Origin of the sequence: Enterococcus sp. AZ015, from assembly GCF_050499225.1 — a bacterium.
Taxonomy (GTDB): domain Bacteria; phylum Bacillota; class Bacilli; order Lactobacillales; family Enterococcaceae; genus Enterococcus_D; species Enterococcus_D entomosocium.
In genome coordinates, this window is sequence record NZ_JBMHEX010000001.1 from 714,879 (window position 1) to 732,651 (window position 17,773).

Sequence of the window (17,773 nt, forward strand, 5' to 3'; positions counted from 1 at the left end):
ATTGCTGTGATATAAAATAAGAATTGGGAAAAAGGAAGGGATACTATGCCAAAATTTGAAAGAACTGCCGAAGACATCAAACAAATCGTAAAGGATGAGAACGTGCGCTTTTTACGCTTGATGTTTACTGATATTTTAGGAACGAACAAGAACGTTGAAGTACCTGTAAGTCAATTAGATAAAGTACTGGAAAACAAAATGATGTTTGACGGTTCTTCTATTGAAGGATTTGTCCGTATTGAAGAAAGTGACATGTATCTGTATCCTGATTTGTCCACCTGGATGATCTTCCCTTGGGAAAGTGAACATGGCAAAGTGGCTCGTTTGATCTGTGATATCTACAATCCAGATGGCACCCCATTTGCAGGCGACCCTCGCGGCAACTTAAAACGGGCATTAGCGGACATGCAATCCCTTGGCTTTACTTCTTTCAATCTTGGACCAGAACCAGAATTTTTCCTATTCAAATTAGATGAAGCAGGCGAAATCACAACGGAATTAAACGACAAAGGCGGCTACTTCGATTTTGCCCCAACCGATCTAGGGGAAAACTGCCGTCGCGATATCGTATTAGAATTAGAAAGCCTTGGCTTTGAAGTTGAAGCGTCTCACCATGAGGTAGCACCAGGGCAACACGAGATCGATTTTAAATATGCGGATGCAGTGGAAGCATGTGACAACATCCAAACCTTCAAACTTGTCGTGAAAACTATTGCTCGTAAACACGGCTTGCATGCAACCTTCATGCCAAAACCATTATTCGGCATCAACGGTTCAGGCATGCACTGCAACATGTCCTTGTTCAAAGGCGATGAAAATGTCTTCTTTGATGAAGAAGGGCCAATGCAATTAAGCCAAACAGCGTATCACTTCTTAGGCGGTTTGATTGAACACGCCCGTGCTTACACAGCTGTCTGCAACCCAACCGTCAACTCTTACAAACGCTTAGTGCCAGGTTACGAAGCGCCTGTATACGTGGCATGGTCAGGACGCAACCGTTCACCATTGATTCGGGTACCAGAATCAAGAGGCTTGTCAACGCGTTTGGAATTGCGTTCGGTTGACCCATCAGCCAACCCATACTTAGCAATGGCTGTTTTACTGCAAGCAGGACTTGATGGCGTTAGACGTGAGTTGACACCACCACCAGCAGTCGACCGCAACATCTACATCATGAACGAAACAGAACGTGCAGAAGCACAAATCGAAGATCTGCCATCAACGATCCACAATGCCATCAAAGCATTGCGCAAAGATCAAGTGATGATCGATGCTTTAGGCAAACACATCTATGCCAACTTTGTCGAAGCAAAACGATTAGAATGGGCAGCCTTCCGCCAAACAGTCTCCGAGTGGGAAAGAGAACAATACTTGGAACTATACTAAAATCGCAAGAAAACCGCTAGAGATAAACAATCTAGCGGTTTTTTTATGATGAACTCAGCTTTTATCCTAATAATTCTCGGTTTATTTATTTCCGATAGTCAATAACTGGTTGATCAAAATTTGAACAGAAAAACATTGCGAAGCTAGAGCGGTTCTGTCTATAAGGCGCGTAAATTTTGCCTGATCATTGAGAAAAAATAAAAAATACCAGTCGGGCGAGGACTGGTAAGAGGAAGAAAAATAGTTTTGGTATAAAGCTAGCATAGCCGGTCAAAGTAAAATGAACCTTAAAAAGTAGAAAGTTTCTTGTAAGAAGTCCTTATTCGTCAAAGGTTTCCAGCTCAGACAGTATTTTTGCTGGGACTTCTGATTGAGGGACTTCATTGGGACCCGAGATGACACGGGTTTTACTGATCTCTGCTTTGACTAAGGTATTTGGCGCGAATGGCTTCACATTTTCACCAGAAAGATCATAGGTCATGAGTTCTTTCTCGCCGTTTTTCTTAACAAACTCAAACGTGTACTTATACGTAAAGGAGCCATCGATTTTTTCACCGGAATCGCTGTACGTTGGGGTCTTTTCTGGGACTTTGTTGGGCGTGATGGCATAGGCCGTTATCCCTTGATAAGTTGTTGTATAGTAAGTGTAGCCAAAATAGCCACCTACTGCTAAAATCAAAACGCCAAGCGTCAAAAGTAGTTTTTTCATGTGCATCGATCCTTTCAATTACTGGGTTTACTATAGCATGATGGAGCCAAAATCATTCATCGAAATGGATAACAATATTGTAAGTTTACTGTTTATTATCAAAAAGCTTGTAATTTTCTGTTTAACAATTGTGATAATGAAAAACATTTCTGAAACCTTCCTGCAACATTGTAATGTTATTCTCTTACTTGTGCCCGATAGCGGGGCAAATAATCAAAAGAGAGGTTTTTTCATTTGAAAAAATTTGCATTTACAGTTGTTGCAGGATTTGGTTTATTCGTTGGAGGAACAGTTGTTTCAGCAGCAGAACAAACCCATGTTGTCGAACCAGGAGACACCCTATCTGGGATCGCTGCTACTTATCAAACAACGATCGAAGACCTTTTAGCTTTGAATGATTCGATCGAAAATCCAAATATGATTTTTGATGGCGAAACATTGTTGGTTTCTAACGATGGCCAATCAGTAGAAAACAAAGAAATAAGTACGAAAGAAAGCACAGAAAAAAGTGAATCTACAGCGACTGCTAACGTGAGTCAAACCCGTTCAAGCATTCCTGGTGCTGGTTCTGGAGTCCTGAATCCAGTGGATGGGATCAACTACTTCAATGGTGTGAGAGAATCGTACTACTCACAAAAAGTCTTGCCAGGAGGCGGATTGAACATCCCTGGACGCCATGTAGCCTCTGACGGAACGATCCGTGATGCCGATGGGTACATCGTTGTTGCCAGTGACAATCAACCGAAAGGTTCGACCGGTCAATCATCCTTAGGTGCCTACAAAGTTTATGACACAGGTGTCGGTCATAGCGGCATTGATGTTTATACGAATTGGTAAACAAGTAGAATACGAGTAGAGACGGGCGCATTTTAGAGCTCGTCTTTTTTTGATTGCCGAGAAAAAATCGTCATCTGGTCTAGACTAATTATTGTAATCAAACACAACCTGTGGTATTATTGGACTATACCAAATAGAAACGGAGCGCTGATCATGGAAATTATTCGCGTTAAAGATGCTGCTCAAGGCGGAAAGAAAGCTTTTGAATTGATACAAGAAGGCATGGCAAATGGCGCCAAAGTCCTAGGCTTAGCAACAGGAAGCACGCCAGAAACCCTTTATGCAGAAATGACTGCCAGTGAAGTTGATTTTTCAGAAATGACTTCAGTCAACTTAGATGAATATGTTGGATTAGGCGGCGAAGACGAACAAAGCTATCGTTACTTCATGAATGCACATTTATTCAACAAAAAACCATTCAAAGAAACCTTCGTACCAAACGGCAAAGCGGAAGATTTAGAAGCGGAATGTCAACGCTACGATGGCGTGATTGCGGATCACCCAGTTGATATCCAAATCTTGGGTATTGGTCAAAACGGACATATCGGCTTCAACGAACCTGGTGCATCCTTTGAAGGAACGACCTCAGTCGTTGATTTGACTGAATCAACCATCAATGCCAACAAACGCTATTTTGATAAAGTCGAAGACGTCCCAACGACGGCAATTTCCATGGGGATCGGTTCAATCATGCAAAGCAAAAAGATCATTTTGATGGCATTTGGCGAAGTCAAAGCGGATGCGATCCAAAAAATGATCGAAGGACCCGTAACCAACGAATTACCAGCTTCAGTTTTACAAAAGCATGATGACGTGATCGTGATCATCGATGAGGCTGCTGCCAGCAACCTGTAAAACAAAATCAGCCCTTTTCAGAAATAAGTCAGAAGGAAAACGCGCCATCCTTGCAGCTTCCCCCTGCGCTTGTGCAGTAATGCCAGCGCAGCTGCGAGCGATGGTTCGGATCTATCTTGCTTATTTCTGAGGAGGCTTTTTTTATTTGGCCGCTCTAGCGATGTTTTTTCCTTTTTTCCATCAGAGATGCTATAGTTAAAAGAGAGAATACGAAGAAAAGAGGGATGCAAATGGTTGATATGCATTTATCCATTCCTGAAGTAGCACTGAGGTTGCTGTTGGCGATGGTCATGGGTGGCGCGATTGGGTACGAGCGGCAGTACAAAAGCCGACCAGCTGGTCTTAGAACCCATATCTTGGTTTGCATGGGGGCTTGTGTCATTGCTTTGATCCAAGTGGAGATCGCCACAGGTGCCATGCGAGATGCGCTGGATCATCCAGATTTAGCAGGCGTGATTCGTTCGGACGAAGCACGATTGATCGCACAAGTCGTCAGCGGGGTCGGTTTTCTAGGCGCCGGAACGATCATTGTGACGAAGCGCTCGGTGACGGGGTTGACGACGGCTGCTTCCTTATGGGCGATCGCCGGTTTAGGAATTGCCATCGGGATGGGCTTTTACACCATCGCATTAAGCAGTTTTATCGGGATCTTCTTTGCATTGACGATCGTTAAGCGGATCGTCCGCGTACCAACAGCAAAGAAATTGGAGATCCAATACATTCATCGTACCGAGACCAAAGAGTTTTTGACGGAGTACTTCCAAGAGAAAAATATCGTGATCGAAGATGTCAATTTTGATGTCAAATTCATGGAAGACTATCGCATTTATACCAACATTTATACGATTGATCTCCCGCGAGGACTAGGCTTTTCTGAAGTGATCGAAGAATTGTCTGTCTACAAAAATGTCACGAAGATCCGCTTGGTGGATATTGCTTAACGGATATTGAATCAAAAAGCAGCAAGACACCTCACATTAGTGAGATGCCTTGCTGCTTTTTTATGATGCGTTAGACATTTTTAAGTAAAAGAAACACACAGTCAAAATAACGATCACGATTGAAGTCAGCAAATTGACCCCTTCATTCGTTACAAAGGAAAGACCGCCGACTTGCTTGGTCGCAACGTCGTGGTGGACTTTTTTTTCGGTGTATTGGTGACAGACAGGGCATTGATAGCGCACCTGAATCGCTGCGCCCAGTAAGCTGTCCAAAAGACTACCGCAAAAGCCTAAAGCAGTCAAAGTCAACCAGAGATCAAGGGAGAACGGCTTGCCGTTCAACCATAAGGCTGCTGCGAATAAACCAGTGATGGCGAGACTCCCTGCTAGGGAAGCGGCAGTTCCCAACCAACTGACACCGCCGGAAAGTCCCGGTGGTAATTTTTTTCCCGTTAGTAAGTGACGCGGTGGACTTGGACTCAGCACGCCGATTTCTGAGCCCCAAGTGTCAGCCGTACAGCTAGCGATTCCCGCCACAAATCCCCAAAGGAATAGCAGTTCTTTCGTCCCAAAGGCAAGCAGGAGCGCAAAGATACTGGGTGCGATGTTCGCAAAGACTTGTTTTGCATCACGGCGAGCACCTTTGGCAAGCACCGCTGACTCTGGCTGACGGCGCATTTTCTTTAAAAGACCAATGATGCCAGAGCTGGCAAAGAAAAAGCCAATCAAAAAGATGCTGTACCACGGACCAAAGCCAATAACCAGTGTGCCGCAAAGAATCGCAGCCAGTGCGCCAGAAATAGTCAGCCACTGAAAGACGAATGCTGCCGCTGCAACGAATATGCTGGCAAACAATCCTAGCATGAATTGATAAAAGAAAACCATTTGAACACTCCTTTGCGTATAGTGTAGCATAGGTCTCATTTATTTTACCGCAGTTAACAAAAAAATAGTAAGGAAGATAGCTTTTTACTCGTCAAATGAGAGCGTTTCATTTAAGCTAAGGGAGAGAGGTGATCCAATGAAAATCATAATTATAGGTGGGTCTTTTGGTGGTGTCAGCTGCGCCCGTGAAGCACGTCGATTATACCCTAACGCAGAGATTTTATTGATAGAAAAAAAAGCCCATCTTGGGTTTGTTCCTAGCGGCTTGTTATTGCTGATCGAAGGCAGGATCGCTTCACTGGATGAAGCATTCTTTTGTACGAAGGAGCAGCTGGAGGCAGAAACAATCGACGTAGCCTTAGAAGAAACCTTTCTAGAAGTCTTTCCTTCTGATCATCGGATTCGGACGGATCAGCGGGAACTAAGCTATGATCGACTCGTCTTGGCGGCAGGTTCCAGTCAAGATTCCACTGTTTTGCCGCAACCAGAAGAAGCACTGCTGACCTACAAAGAATATGAAGCAGCGAAGCATTTCTTACAGCAATTGCCCCAAGCAGAGTCGATTACCATCGTCGGTGCTGGTCAAGCGGGGATGGAAGCGGCGAATACCTTAACGATGATCGGCAAAAAAGTCAGTGTGATCGAATCAATGTCATATCCTTTGTTCAAGTACTTTGATCGCGATTTTTTGCAGCCCTTTTTAACGGAGATCGAAAAAATCCCCAATTTGCAGCTGCATTGGTCGGAGCCAACTTTGGCAGTCGTTAAAACGGAAACAGGCTTTCGGATCGAAACCGCCGATCAAGGTTATGAAAGCGATCTGGTATTGACGACAGTTAACGTTCATCCTCGCTTGCCAGAGGCATTTGCGGTCTTTGAATTACACAGTGATCAAACCATCTGGACAGATGCCTACTTGGAAACTTCTGCCACGGATATTTTTGCAGTCGGCGACTTGATCCAAATTCCAAATGCTATTACGAAAGACACGGTCTACATGCCCTTAGTCAATAATGCTGTTCGCTCAGGGATCGCGGCAGCTCGCAATCTAGCAAACAAAACGACCCCGTTTCGTGGTGGATTGCGGACAGTCGGTACACAATTGTTTGAGTGGTATTTAGCCAGTACCGGCTTGACCGAGTCGGATCAGTTTTTCTATGAATCACCGATCGTTTGTCACACTTTTACGACTACCGTTTCCCTTTTTGATTCGACGCAGGTCCATGGAAAAGTGATGATCGAACAAGCCAGCGGCCGAATCGTTGGTGCACAACTTTTATCAAAAGCCAATATTTTGGAAAAAATCAATTTACTAGCATTTGCGATCGAGCAGCAGGCAACGATGGAGGAGCTGACCCAAAAAGACTTTTTCTTCCATCCACGGTTCACGAATGTGTTGGATCAAACCTTCATATGGTCGGGAAGTGATGCCGATGAGACTTGATCAGTTATTAGAAAAAAAAGAAGCAAAACAATTGCAGCTGCTCAAAAAACTTTTACTAGTTGGCGGTCAAATGGAGCTACATGAATTAGCGCTCTATCTTGGCATCAGTAAGCCTTCTCTGGAAAAGTATGTGGATGAGCTGCAAGATGAGTTGGCTCACTACCAAGAGCAGTGTCAGTTGTATTATCGAAAAGGTGTCCTGGTCTTTGAAATGAGTCCCACTTTTTCCCTCAATCAAATCGAATGGGCGTTTTATCGGTCAGCATTGAAATTTCAAATTCTCGAGCACCTTTTACAACATCAAGAAGTGACGACTGTCCAGCTGGCACAAAAATTAACAGTCAGCGAGTCATCCTTGTTTCGCAAAATCAAAGAGCTAAATGGTTTGCTAGCAGAATTTGAGTTAGAGATCTGGCAAGGAAAGCTGATTGGAGAAGAAACCCAAATTCGTTATTTCTATTTTGAACTCTTTTGGTATGTTCATTCTTTTGACAGTCAGCCATTGCCGATCGATGAGAAATATGTCGGTCTGATCACTCGCGGCCTGAACATGCGCTTTACGAAAGAAGCCCAGCAGCGCTTGTCCCTATGGCTGAGGATCATGAAGGCGCGACTTAAAATTGCTACTCAATCCTTTCAAGTTTTACGGGAGAAAATGGCACCTTACATGAAAGACCCTTTGTTTCAACAATTACGTGAGTTGGTATTTCGTGGCTTTGGCCATTACGCATTAGAAGTCAGAGAAGAGGAGGCGATGCTGCATTTTGTTTTTTTGTTGTCGTTCTCGGTGTTATCCGAACACGATCTGCAGGTGTATATGCTTCAGCGTTCTCGGTTTACGCCAACTGCCTTGACGGATACATTGATTTTGGAACATATTTTGCATCTTTACCGCCCATCGTTTGTTCCTCGTGAAATGGAAGCCACTTGCTATGGTCACCTGCTGCAGATCCACAGCCGCGTCTATTTTTTCAAAGGGGATGTGGAAGTTTTTGATCGAGAAAATATTTGGCAGCTGGAAGCGCAGTTATCCAGCCGCAACATTCAGCAAATCAGTCACGAATTATTAGATAAGGCCCTAGCAGAGTTAAATATCAAGCCGTCCGAGAAAAATAGTCTACTGATGATGACGATGGTCAAATACTTGAGTGTCATCACGATCATCGATTATCAAATCAATCGAGAATTTCGTGTTGGGATCGCCTTGAAAATGGATGAGCTATTTAAAGAAGCCCTCTATTATATGTGGCTGCTGTATCTCAAAAATTTGAATGGCGTAGTTGTCGAACGCTATCGTCCAGAACAAGAATATGATTTGATCTTGGCGAATTACGCCATCGAGACCAAAACACCGACCTATCGAATCAGTGAATTAGGGACTGCTTATGATCGGGAAACGATCAAAAAAATAATCCGTGAACGCTTTCAATAGTGGATTTCGTCAATTTCTTAGAGATTTGAAAAAAAATTGACGAACCATATAGCAAAAGTTCAGCTAAAATAAAAGTAAGTCAGAAAGCGCTAACAAAAAGGCGTATATAAAATCAAAGGGAGCGAATCAAATGGCAGAAAAAAATTATGTAATGGCGATCGACCAAGGAACCACTAGTTCAAGAGCAATTATTTTTGATCGTAACGGGAAAAAAATCGGCAGTTCACAAAAAGAGTTTCCCCAATACTTTCCAAAATCCGGTTGGGTAGAACACAACGCCAACGAAATTTGGAACTCTGTCCAATCAGTCATCGCAGGGGCATTTATTGAATCAGGTATCCGACCAGAAGCAATCGCCGGCATCGGGATCACCAACCAGCGTGAAACGACAGTGGTTTGGGATAAAACGACAGGGCAGCCAATCGCGAATGCGATCGTTTGGCAATCCCGTCAATCTTCACCGATCGCTGACCAATTAAAAGCAGATGGCCATACAGAGATGATCCATGAAAAAACTGGTTTAGTCATTGATGCGTATTTCTCAGCGACCAAGGTGCGTTGGCTTTTAGACAATATCGAAGGGGCACAAGAAAAGGCGGATAATGGTGAGTTACTCTTCGGAACGATCGATTCATGGCTTGTGTGGAAACTGACAGATGGACAAGTCCATGTCACCGACTACTCCAATGCTAGTCGGACGATGCTTTACAACATTCATAAATTAGAGTGGGATCAAGAAATTTTGGATCTTTTGAACATTCCAAGCTCGATGCTACCAGAAGTCAAAAGCAACTCAGAAGTCTATGGTCACACCCGCAGCTACCATTTTTACGGCAGTGAAGTACCAATCGCTGGAATGGCTGGAGACCAACAAGCCGCCCTCTTTGGACAAATGGCCTTTGAAAAAGGTATGATCAAAAATACTTACGGCACTGGGGCATTTATTGTCATGAATACGGGTGAAGAACCACAATTGTCTGACAATGACCTACTGACGACTATCGGGTATGGCATCAACGGCAAAGTCTATTATGCCTTAGAAGGAAGTATCTTCGTTGCTGGATCAGCGATCCAATGGCTGCGGGATGGTCTACGCATGATCGAGACTTCGCCACAATCAGAAGAACTAGCTGCCAAAGCAAAAGGAGATAATGAAGTCTATGTGGTACCTGCCTTTACTGGATTAGGTGCGCCTTACTGGGATTCAGATGCAAGAGGAGCAGTCTTCGGCTTGACTCGTGGGACGACGAAGGAAGATTTTGTTCGGGCAACACTGCAAGCTGTTGCGTACCAATCAAAAGACGTCATCGATACGATGAAAAAAGATTCCGGTATCGATATCCCATTGCTGAAAGTCGATGGAGGGGCAGCCAAAAACGATTTATTGATGCAGTTCCAAGCGGACATTTTAGACATTGACGTGCAACGAGCAGCGAATCTGGAAACAACCGCATTAGGTGCAGCCTATTTGGCAGGACTAGCGGTTGGCTTCTGGAAAGACTTGGATGAATTGAAATCAATGGCAGAAGAAGGGCAAATGTTTACACCAGAAATGCCAGCAGAAGAAAGAGACAATTTGTACGAAGGCTGGAAACAAGCGGTAGCAGCTACTCAGACCTTCAAATTCAAAGCGAAGAAAGAAGGCGAGTAAGCCATGACCTTTTCTCATAAAGATCGGAAGCAAACCATTCAAGAAGCGGCAAAGACCACCTATGATGTATTGATCATCGGTGGTGGGATCACTGGCGCAGGGGTTGCTGTTCAAACCGCAGCCGCTGGGATGAAGACGGTTCTTTTGGAAATGCAAGACTTTGCCGAAGGGACGTCTTCGCGGTCCACAAAACTCGTTCATGGCGGTATTCGCTATTTGAAAACCTTTGACGTGGAAGTGGTCGCTGACACCGTGCGGGAACGGGCGATCGTCCAACAAATTGCTCCCCATATCCCGAAACCAGATCCGATGCTTTTACCGATTTACGATGAACCGGGGGCAACCTTCTCCTTGTTTTCTGTCAAAGTGGCGATGGATCTTTATGATCGCTTAGCGAATGTGACAGGCAGTAAATACGAAAATTATCTGTTGACGAAAGAAGAGGTCTTAGCACGCGAACCACAGCTGCAGGCGGAAAACTTAGTTGGTGGCGGAGTCTATCTTGATTTTCGCAACAACGATGCCCGCTTGGTGATCGAAAACATCAAACGAGCACAAGCCGATGGGGCAGCAATGATCAGTAAAGCCAAAGTCGTCGGCATCTTACATGATGAGCAAGGCATCATCAATGGGGTAGAAGTGGAGGATCAACTGACAAACGAGCGCTTTGAGGTTCACGCCAAAGTCGTGATCAACACGACCGGCCCTTGGTCCGATATCGTTCGTCAATTAGACAAGAATGATGAGCTGCCACCACAAATGCGTCCGACAAAAGGCGTCCATTTAGTGGTCGATCGGGAAAAACTAAAAGTACCGCAACCAACCTATTTTGATACTGGGAAAAATGATGGTCGGATGGTTTTCGTGGTACCAAGAGAAAACAAGACCTATTTTGGCACAACCGATACGGACTATACAGGCGATTTTGCCCATCCGACGGTCACACAAGAAGATGTCGATTATCTACTGACCATCGTGAATGAACGCTTTCCACATGCACAGATCACCCTTGATGATATCGAAGCGAGCTGGGCTGGTCTACGTCCATTGATTACGAATAATGGTGGTTCGGATTACAATGGTGGTGGTAAAGGCAAATTATCTGATGAAAGCTTTGAGCAGATCGTTGAAAGCGTCAAAGAATATCTTGCAGATGAGCGGCAGCGACCAGTTGTAGAAAAAGCTGTAAAACAAGCGCAAGAACGAGTAGAAGCCAGCAAAGTGGATCCATCGCAAGTTTCTCGCGGCAGCAGTTTGGAACGCTCAAAAGACGGACTATTGACGTTGGCAGGCGGAAAAATCACCGACTATCGTTTGATGGCGGAAGGAGCAGTCAAACGGATCAATGAATTGCTCCAAGAAAGCGGTGCTTCCTTCGAGTTGGTGGATTCAACCACGTACCCAGTTTCTGGTGGTGAGCTTGATGCGGCCAATGTAGAGGAAGAATTAGCGAAGCTGACTGACCAAGCACAAGCCGCTGGGTTCAATGAAGCAGATGCGACGTATTTGGCTCATCTTTATGGGTCGAATCTTCCCCGAGTGTTGAACTACAAGACGAAGTTTGAGGGCTTAGATGAAAAAGAAAGTACTGCCTTGAACTATTCCTTGCATGAAGAAATGGTTCTGACGCCTGTCGATTATCTATTGCGTCGGACCAACCATATCCTATTTATGCGAGATACCTTAGATGAAGTCAAAGCCGGTGTCGTCGCAGCTATGACCGACTTCTTTGGCTGGAGCGAAGAAGAAAAAGCAGCCTATGTAGCAGAAATGAACCAAGTGATCGCAGAATCAGATTTAACAGCCTTAAAAGGAGGAAAAAAAGATGAATGAAACAACACAGATCTTTAGTGAATTTCTAGGAACGGCTATTTTGGTTTTGTTAGGGGATGGCGTGTGTGCGGCTGTCAATCTGAAAAAGAGTAAAGCAGAAGCCTCTGGCTGGATCGTGATCGCGATGGGCTGGGCAACGGCGGTGACCATAGCCGTATACGTTTCAGGGTACATGGGACCTGCTCACTTGAATCCAGCCGTTACATTAGGCATGGCGATGACAGGGAATTTTTCTTGGAGTTTGGCTATACCGTTTATGCTGGCGCAGATTGCTGGTGCGATCGTAGGAGCAATCCTCGTTTGGCTCAACTACTTGCCATTATGGGATGAAACAAAAGACCAAGGCGCGATTTTAGGTACCTTTGCAACAGGGCCTGCAGTTCGTAATTTAGTATCGAATACGATCACTGAAGTCATTGGTACCTTTGTCTTAGTCTTTGGCTTATTGGCTTTTGGTGCCAATACCTTTACGGATGGATTAAATCCCATCGTTGTTGGGATCTTGATCTTAGCGATCGGACTGTCTCTTGGTGGACCAACAGGCTATGCCATCAACCCGGCACGGGACTTAGGACCACGGATCGCTCACCAAATCTTACCAATCAAAAACAAAGGGACTTCCGATTGGGGCTATGCGTTAGTACCAATCATCGGTCCAATGATCGGTGCAGCGATCGCAGCTGGATTGTTTATGATGTTGCCATTATAAACGATGTTATTTTAAGGATGGTGCCTATTGGTATCATCCTTTTTTAATCTTTAGCGATTGTCATTGAATTTGCTAAAAAAACATGGTTAAATGAAAAAGCTGAAACAGAACGAAGGAAGGAGCTTTTGCGTGAAAAAAATTCTGCGCTTTTTCATGTGGGTGGCGATTGTCCTGATCGGACTCTTAGCTGCCGTTTTTCTGGCTTTTCAACTCTCCCCACGACCGGGGGCTTTTTTGATCGGTCATCTGTTTAACCAAGAAGTGACCATCAAGGATGAGGCGGCTTATCAAAAAAGTTTGCCGAATGTGACGGTCAAACAGGACTTGGCTTATCAATCGGATTATCAACGCAGTACCTTTGATCTTTATTATCCCAAAGATGCACAAGGCCCTGTTCCAGTCATTTTTTGGGTCCATGGGGGCGGATATGTCGGGGGAGACAAAGAAGGCGTCAAAGAATTTGCGACCTATGTCGTCGATGAAACCAAAGCCGCTGTGATTTCGATTAATTATGAATGGGCGCCAAGTTTGCATTATCCGGGACAGGTCAAACAATTAGCCCAAGCGGTAGACTCGATCAAAGCAGATGCCAAAGCATACCCCATGCTTGATTTCGATCAACTCTTCTTCGGTGGAGATTCTGCAGGTGCCCAAATTGCCGGGCAATATGTGGCGCTGCAAACCAATCCAGCGTATGCGAAGGAAATGTCCTTTGATCAAGACATTCCTGCATCGGCCCTGAAAGGGTTTATTTCCTATTGCGGCCCCCTTGATTTGAAGCAGATCGTTGGAACTTCTTCGGATGATCGTTTTATGAAATTCTTTGTTAAAACGGTGGCTTGGTCGTTATTAGGCAAAAAAGAATGGCAAGATAGTCCCCAACTGCAGGAGATCTCACTGGTGGATAAATTGACGGCTGATTTTCCACCAACGTATATCACTGATGGCAACGCCTATTCCTTTGAAGACCAAGGCATTGCCTTTGCCAACCAGCTGCAAGCTCTTGATATCCCCGTGACAAGTCGTTTTTACAAAGGGGATTCGGAAACAGTGACCCACGAATACCAATTTGATTATAGCTTGCCGCAAGCACAGGAATGTTTGACAGAAACGTTGACCTTTATCAAAGACCAGCTGGCTAACTAAAAACACCTTGTTTCTCACCCTCTATTGGCGAGAAACAAGGTGTTTATTTGTAAGCAAATCAATCAAGTCCGATGAAGTAGTCATCGTCTTTCATCGCTTCAACGGAACCAAGCAGATACCCGTTCCCAACTTGTGAGAAGAAGTCGTGATTGCTGGTACCAGTTGAAATACCGTTCATGACGATTGGATTGACATCGTTGGCGGTGTCTGGGAAAAGCGGGTCTTGTCCTAGATTCATCAAAGCCTTATTGGCATTGTAACGCAAGAAGGTTTTGACTTCCTCGGTCCAGCCAATCTCATCGTATAATTCTTCGGTATAACGTTCTTCGTTTTCATACAACTCATACAACAAGTCGTACATCCAGTCTTTCAGCTTTTGCTGTTCGTCTTCTGGTAATTCGTTGAAACCTAATTGGAATTTGTAGCCGATATACGTGCCATGAACGGATTCGTCACGAATGATCAATTTGATGATCTCCGCTACGTTCGCTAGTTTGTTATTACCTAAGTAGTAAAGGGGTGTATAGAAACCTGAATAGAATAAGAAGGTCTCTAGAAACACACTGGCGATTTTTTTCTCTAGCGGTGTCCCATTTTTGTAAATCTCATTGATTCGTTCGGCTTTCTTTTGTAAGTAAGGATTGGTATTGGTCCATTCAAAAATATCGGCGATCTCCGCTTTTGTATTCAAGGTGCTGAAAATCGATGAATAGCTTTTTGCATGGACAGATTCCATAAATTGGATGTTGTTCAAGACCGCTTCTTCATGTGGGGTGCGGACATCTTTACGCAGTTGATCCATACCGCTTTCTGATTGAACGGTATCTAATAAGGTCAAGCCGCCAAAGACGTAGCCCACCGTCGTTTTTTCTAATGGTGATAGCGTCCGCCAATCATCAAGGTCATTTGATAAAGGGATCCGCGTATCTAACCAGAATTGCTCTGTTAATTTTTCCCAAGTGGATTTATCGATGATATCTTCGATCTCATTCCAGTTGATTGCTTCATAGTAAGTCTTACCCATAGTCGGTTCCTCCAATAATCGTATCAAGACAACAGCCGACCCGCTCTCAAGAAAGAGCAGGGGTAGGCTATTGGTTCGTTTTCAGGCAAAAGTTGGATTAGATGACACAGCTTTCACATTGGTTGCTGCCGATCTCTTCTGCATCATCTGTAAAGGTCCGTACATAGTAGATCGATTTGATCCCTTTGTGGAAAGCATAGTGACGCAAGATGTTCAAATCACGGGTGGTTTGTTTTGTCGTTTCTTTCCATTCGTAAAGACCTTCTGGAATATCTGAACGCATAAACAAGGTCATACTCATCCCTTGATCGACGTGTTTTTGAGCAGTTGCGTAAACATCGATCACTTTGCGCATATCCATATCGTAGGCTGATTTGTAGTAGCCGATCGTCTCATTGCTCAAGTAAGGTGCTGGATAATAGATCTTGCCGATTTTCTTTTCTTGGCGTTCTTCGATCATCCGAGTGATCGGGTGGATGCTGGCACTCGTATCATTGATATAAGAGATCGAACCATTTGGTGCAACGGCTAAGCGGTTTTGGTGATACAAGCCGGTTTCTTTGACGGTTTGTGCCAAGGCTGCCCAATCTTCACCAGTTGGTAAAAAGACGCCTTCAAACAATGCTTTGACTTTTTCCGATTTTGGTTGGTAGTCACCTTGGATATAATCAGTGAAGTAGCTGCCATCTGCATAAGCTGATTTTTCAAAGTTATGGAAAACTTCGCCTTTTTCTTTGGCGATGGCATTGCTTTCAACCAATGTCCAATAGTTCAACAACATGAAATAAAGATCAGTAAATTCAAGGGATTCTGGTGAACCGTATTCCATTTGATTTTTTGCAAAATAGGTATGCAAGCCCATTGCGCCTAACCCGATCGTGTGGTTCAAGGCATTCCCATTTTGGATCGATGGTACCACGTCAATGTCAGACGCATCAGTAACGAAGGTCAAGGCACGAGTCATTGCTCGAACAGATTTCCCAAAGTCAGGGCTGTCCATCAAGTTCACGATATTGGTGGAACCTAAGTTACAGCTGATATCTGTTCCTAAAACCTCGTATTCTTGCTTGCCGTTGATCTCAGATGGTGCTTGAACTTGAAGGATCTCGGAACAAAGATTACTCATGATGATCTTGCCATCGATTGGGTTGCTGCGGTTTGCTGTATCGATATTAATGATATAAGGATAACCAGATTCTTGTTGCAATTTAGAAATTTCATTTTCTAAATCGCGAGCTCTGATTTTAGTCTTGCGAATCCGTGGATTCATGACTAAGTTGTCGTATTCCTTGGTGATATCGACATAAGAAAATGGTACGCCATATTCTTTTTCGACACTGTACGGACTAAAGAGATACATCTCTTCATTTTTACGCGTCAATTCGTAAAATTTGTCAGGTACGATCACACCTAATGATAAGGTTTTGACACGGATTTTTTCATCTGCATTTTCTTTTTTCGCTGATAAAAAGCTGATGATGTCTGGGTGGAAGACGTTCAAGTAGACCACACCAGCCCCTTGCCGTTGACCCAATTGGTTTGAATAGCTGAAGCTATCTTCAAACAATTTCATTACAGGCATCACACCACTTGCTGCACCTTCGTAGCCTTTGATAGGCGCGCCAGCTTCCCGCAAGTTTGATAATGTGATCCCGACACCGCCGCCGATCCGTGAAAGTTGCAGCGCGGAGTTGATCCCACGACCGATCGCGTTCATGTCATCAGTGATTTGGATCAAGAAACAAGAAACTAATTCACCGCGACGTTTGCGTCCTGCGTTCAAGAAAGAAGGGGTTGCTGGTTGGTAACGTTGGTAGATCATTTCATCTGCCAAGCTCATGGCTAACTCTTCATTCCCATCCGCAAAGTAAAGGGCGTTGAACGCCACCCGATCTTCGTAACGCTCAAGATACGCGGTACCATCATTCGTTTTTAATGCATATTGTGAATAAAACTTGTAAGCAGCCATAAATGATTTGAAAGTAAAGTGTTGCTCATCTAAGAATTGATACAAGTCCTCAATAAAAGCAGGACGGTACTTTTTGATAAATTCTTCTTCTAAATAATCATTTTCAATCAAATAATTGATTTTGTCCATTGCAGTCGCAAAGGTTAAGGTATTTGGTTCAACGTTTTCTTTAAAGAATGCCGCTAGGGCTTCTTTGTCTTTATTTAATGGAATTTGACCATCTACTGGACGGTTGATCTCATTATTCAATTTGAAATAACTGACATCTTTGATTTCTTTCAAGCTCATAAATGGCTAACCTCTTTTCTTGTTTTGTTCGTATAAAAAAGGACTTGCGGTCTGGACGACTGACAAATCCCTCAAAAGCATCACATTGAGAAAAATCTTAGCTCGCTAATTGACGTAGTTGATCTGGACGGAAACCGATGATCGTTTGCGCATCAGAGGTAATGACTGGCACACTTTGAAATCCTTGTTCTTTCAAAAATTCTAATGCTTCAGGCTCATTATCGATATTGATTTCTTCAAAGGCAATCTGATTTTCACTTAAAAAGCGTTTCGCCATTTTACATTGCATGCAGTTGTTTTTAGAAAATAGTTTGATATTCATAATTGTTTCCTCCGAGTTGTAATAGTTATAAACCTAGTATAAATAAGTCTCGGAGAAAGTCAACGAAAAAACACTATATCTTGTGCTTGTGAATTCGGCATACACAATTTATAGTGTTTCTGTGTTTTTTATGCAAATGAAAAAAAGGAAAATACGTAGAATTACAAGGTTTTTGCGTAATTATTAGAGGGGATATGCAATCAAAATGAGTAAAAAAAATCTCCATTGTGAAGGAAGATTCAAAGTTAAGTCGAAAACAGATTGACTTCCTGTGGAAATGGCTCTATTATAATGATAATCATTCTCAATTAAAGTGGGTTAATTAAAACAACACTTCACAAA

Annotated in this window: 15 protein-coding genes; 10 read left to right on the forward strand and 5 right to left on the reverse strand. The window is 43.7% G+C overall.

The genetic code is table 11. The features are described from left to right. The first annotated feature begins 45 nt into the window (after positions 1–45). Entirely contained in the window at positions 46–1,386 is a 1,341-nt protein-coding gene (gene glnA, locus IGK85_RS03290; RefSeq protein ID WP_005225167.1) for a type I glutamate--ammonia ligase, read from the forward strand. Between the two features lie 319 nt (positions 1,387–1,705). Here the strand turns inward: glnA and IGK85_RS03295 are convergent, their stop codons facing one another. Then, positions 1,706–2,095 (reverse strand): DUF1093 domain-containing protein, encoded by a 390-nt coding sequence (locus tag IGK85_RS03295; RefSeq protein ID WP_008377067.1) that lies wholly within the window; start codon positions 2,093–2,095, stop codon positions 1,706–1,708. A gap of 234 nt (positions 2,096–2,329) precedes the next feature. Here IGK85_RS03295 and IGK85_RS03300 point away from each other — a divergent pair, with 234 nt between their 5' ends. The 3 genes from IGK85_RS03300 (at position 2,330) to IGK85_RS03310 (ending at position 4,728) form a co-directional block, all read left to right on the forward strand. After that, positions 2,330–2,932 (forward strand): LysM peptidoglycan-binding domain-containing protein, encoded by a 603-nt coding sequence (locus tag IGK85_RS03300; protein ID WP_008377069.1) that lies wholly within the window; start codon positions 2,330–2,332, stop codon positions 2,930–2,932. A 153-nt stretch (positions 2,933–3,085) separates the two neighbouring features. Then, a complete protein-coding gene (nagB, locus tag IGK85_RS03305) occupies positions 3,086–3,787 on the forward strand; it encodes a glucosamine-6-phosphate deaminase (protein ID WP_008377071.1) in 702 nt (233 codons plus the stop codon). Positions 3,788–4,017: 230 nt separating this feature from the next. Further along, the gene (locus tag IGK85_RS03310) at positions 4,018–4,728 is read left to right on the forward strand and encodes an MgtC/SapB family protein (RefSeq protein WP_008377072.1); all 711 of its coding nucleotides are present in this window, start codon (positions 4,018–4,020) and stop codon (positions 4,726–4,728) included. Positions 4,729–4,788: 60 nt separating this feature from the next. Here IGK85_RS03310 and IGK85_RS03315 read toward each other — a convergent pair whose 3' ends face one another. Then, the gene (locus IGK85_RS03315) at positions 4,789–5,613 is read right to left on the reverse strand and encodes a DUF92 domain-containing protein (protein WP_429972136.1); all 825 of its coding nucleotides are present in this window, start codon (positions 5,611–5,613) and stop codon (positions 4,789–4,791) included. Between the two features lie 136 nt (positions 5,614–5,749). On the opposite strand from IGK85_RS03315, the gene IGK85_RS03320 reads away from it, so the two are divergent. The 6 genes from IGK85_RS03320 (at position 5,750) to IGK85_RS03345 (ending at position 13,828) form a co-directional block, all read left to right on the forward strand. Beyond that, positions 5,750–7,057 carry an NAD(P)/FAD-dependent oxidoreductase gene (locus tag IGK85_RS03320; RefSeq protein WP_008377078.1) on the forward strand — a complete coding sequence of 436 codons (1,308 nt, stop codon included), beginning with the start codon at positions 5,750–5,752 and terminating at the stop codon, positions 7,055–7,057. Continuing rightward, positions 7,047–8,489 carry a helix-turn-helix domain-containing protein gene (locus IGK85_RS03325; RefSeq protein ID WP_008377080.1) on the forward strand — a complete coding sequence of 481 codons (1,443 nt, stop codon included), beginning with the start codon at positions 7,047–7,049 and terminating at the stop codon, positions 8,487–8,489. Before IGK85_RS03320 ends, IGK85_RS03325 begins: the two co-directional genes overlap by 11 nt. A gap of 130 nt (positions 8,490–8,619) precedes the next feature. Further along, the gene (gene glpK, locus IGK85_RS03330) at positions 8,620–10,140 is read left to right on the forward strand and encodes a glycerol kinase GlpK (protein ID WP_008377082.1); all 1,521 of its coding nucleotides are present in this window, start codon (positions 8,620–8,622) and stop codon (positions 10,138–10,140) included. 3 nt (positions 10,141–10,143) lie between these two features. Then, on the forward strand, positions 10,144–11,973 hold the full coding sequence (gene glpO, locus IGK85_RS03335; RefSeq protein WP_008377084.1) for a type 1 glycerol-3-phosphate oxidase: 1,830 nt from the start codon (positions 10,144–10,146) through the stop codon (positions 11,971–11,973). Further along, positions 11,966–12,682, forward strand: coding sequence for an MIP/aquaporin family protein (locus IGK85_RS03340; protein ID WP_005237471.1), 717 nt, complete (start codon positions 11,966–11,968; stop codon positions 12,680–12,682). The genes glpO and IGK85_RS03340 overlap by 8 nt, the downstream gene beginning before the upstream one ends. 90 nt (positions 12,683–12,772) lie before the next feature. After that, on the forward strand, positions 12,773–13,828 hold the full coding sequence (locus IGK85_RS03345) for an alpha/beta hydrolase (RefSeq protein WP_051013012.1): 1,056 nt from the start codon (positions 12,773–12,775) through the stop codon (positions 13,826–13,828). Between the two features lie 58 nt (positions 13,829–13,886). Here the strand turns inward: IGK85_RS03345 and nrdF are convergent, their stop codons facing one another. The 3 genes from nrdF to nrdH form a co-directional block, all read right to left on the reverse strand. Then, the gene (nrdF, locus tag IGK85_RS03350) at positions 13,887–14,852 is read right to left on the reverse strand and encodes a class 1b ribonucleoside-diphosphate reductase subunit beta (protein ID WP_005225180.1); all 966 of its coding nucleotides are present in this window, start codon (positions 14,850–14,852) and stop codon (positions 13,887–13,889) included. A 97-nt stretch (positions 14,853–14,949) separates the two neighbouring features. After that, complete coding sequence (gene nrdE, locus IGK85_RS03355) at positions 14,950–17,109, reverse strand: class 1b ribonucleoside-diphosphate reductase subunit alpha (protein ID WP_008377092.1); 2,160 nt, start codon at positions 17,107–17,109, stop codon at positions 14,950–14,952. 97 nt (positions 17,110–17,206) lie between these two features. Then, complete coding sequence (gene nrdH, locus IGK85_RS03360) at positions 17,207–17,431, reverse strand: glutaredoxin-like protein NrdH (protein WP_005225182.1); 225 nt, start codon at positions 17,429–17,431, stop codon at positions 17,207–17,209. Positions 17,432–17,773 lie beyond the last annotated feature (342 nt).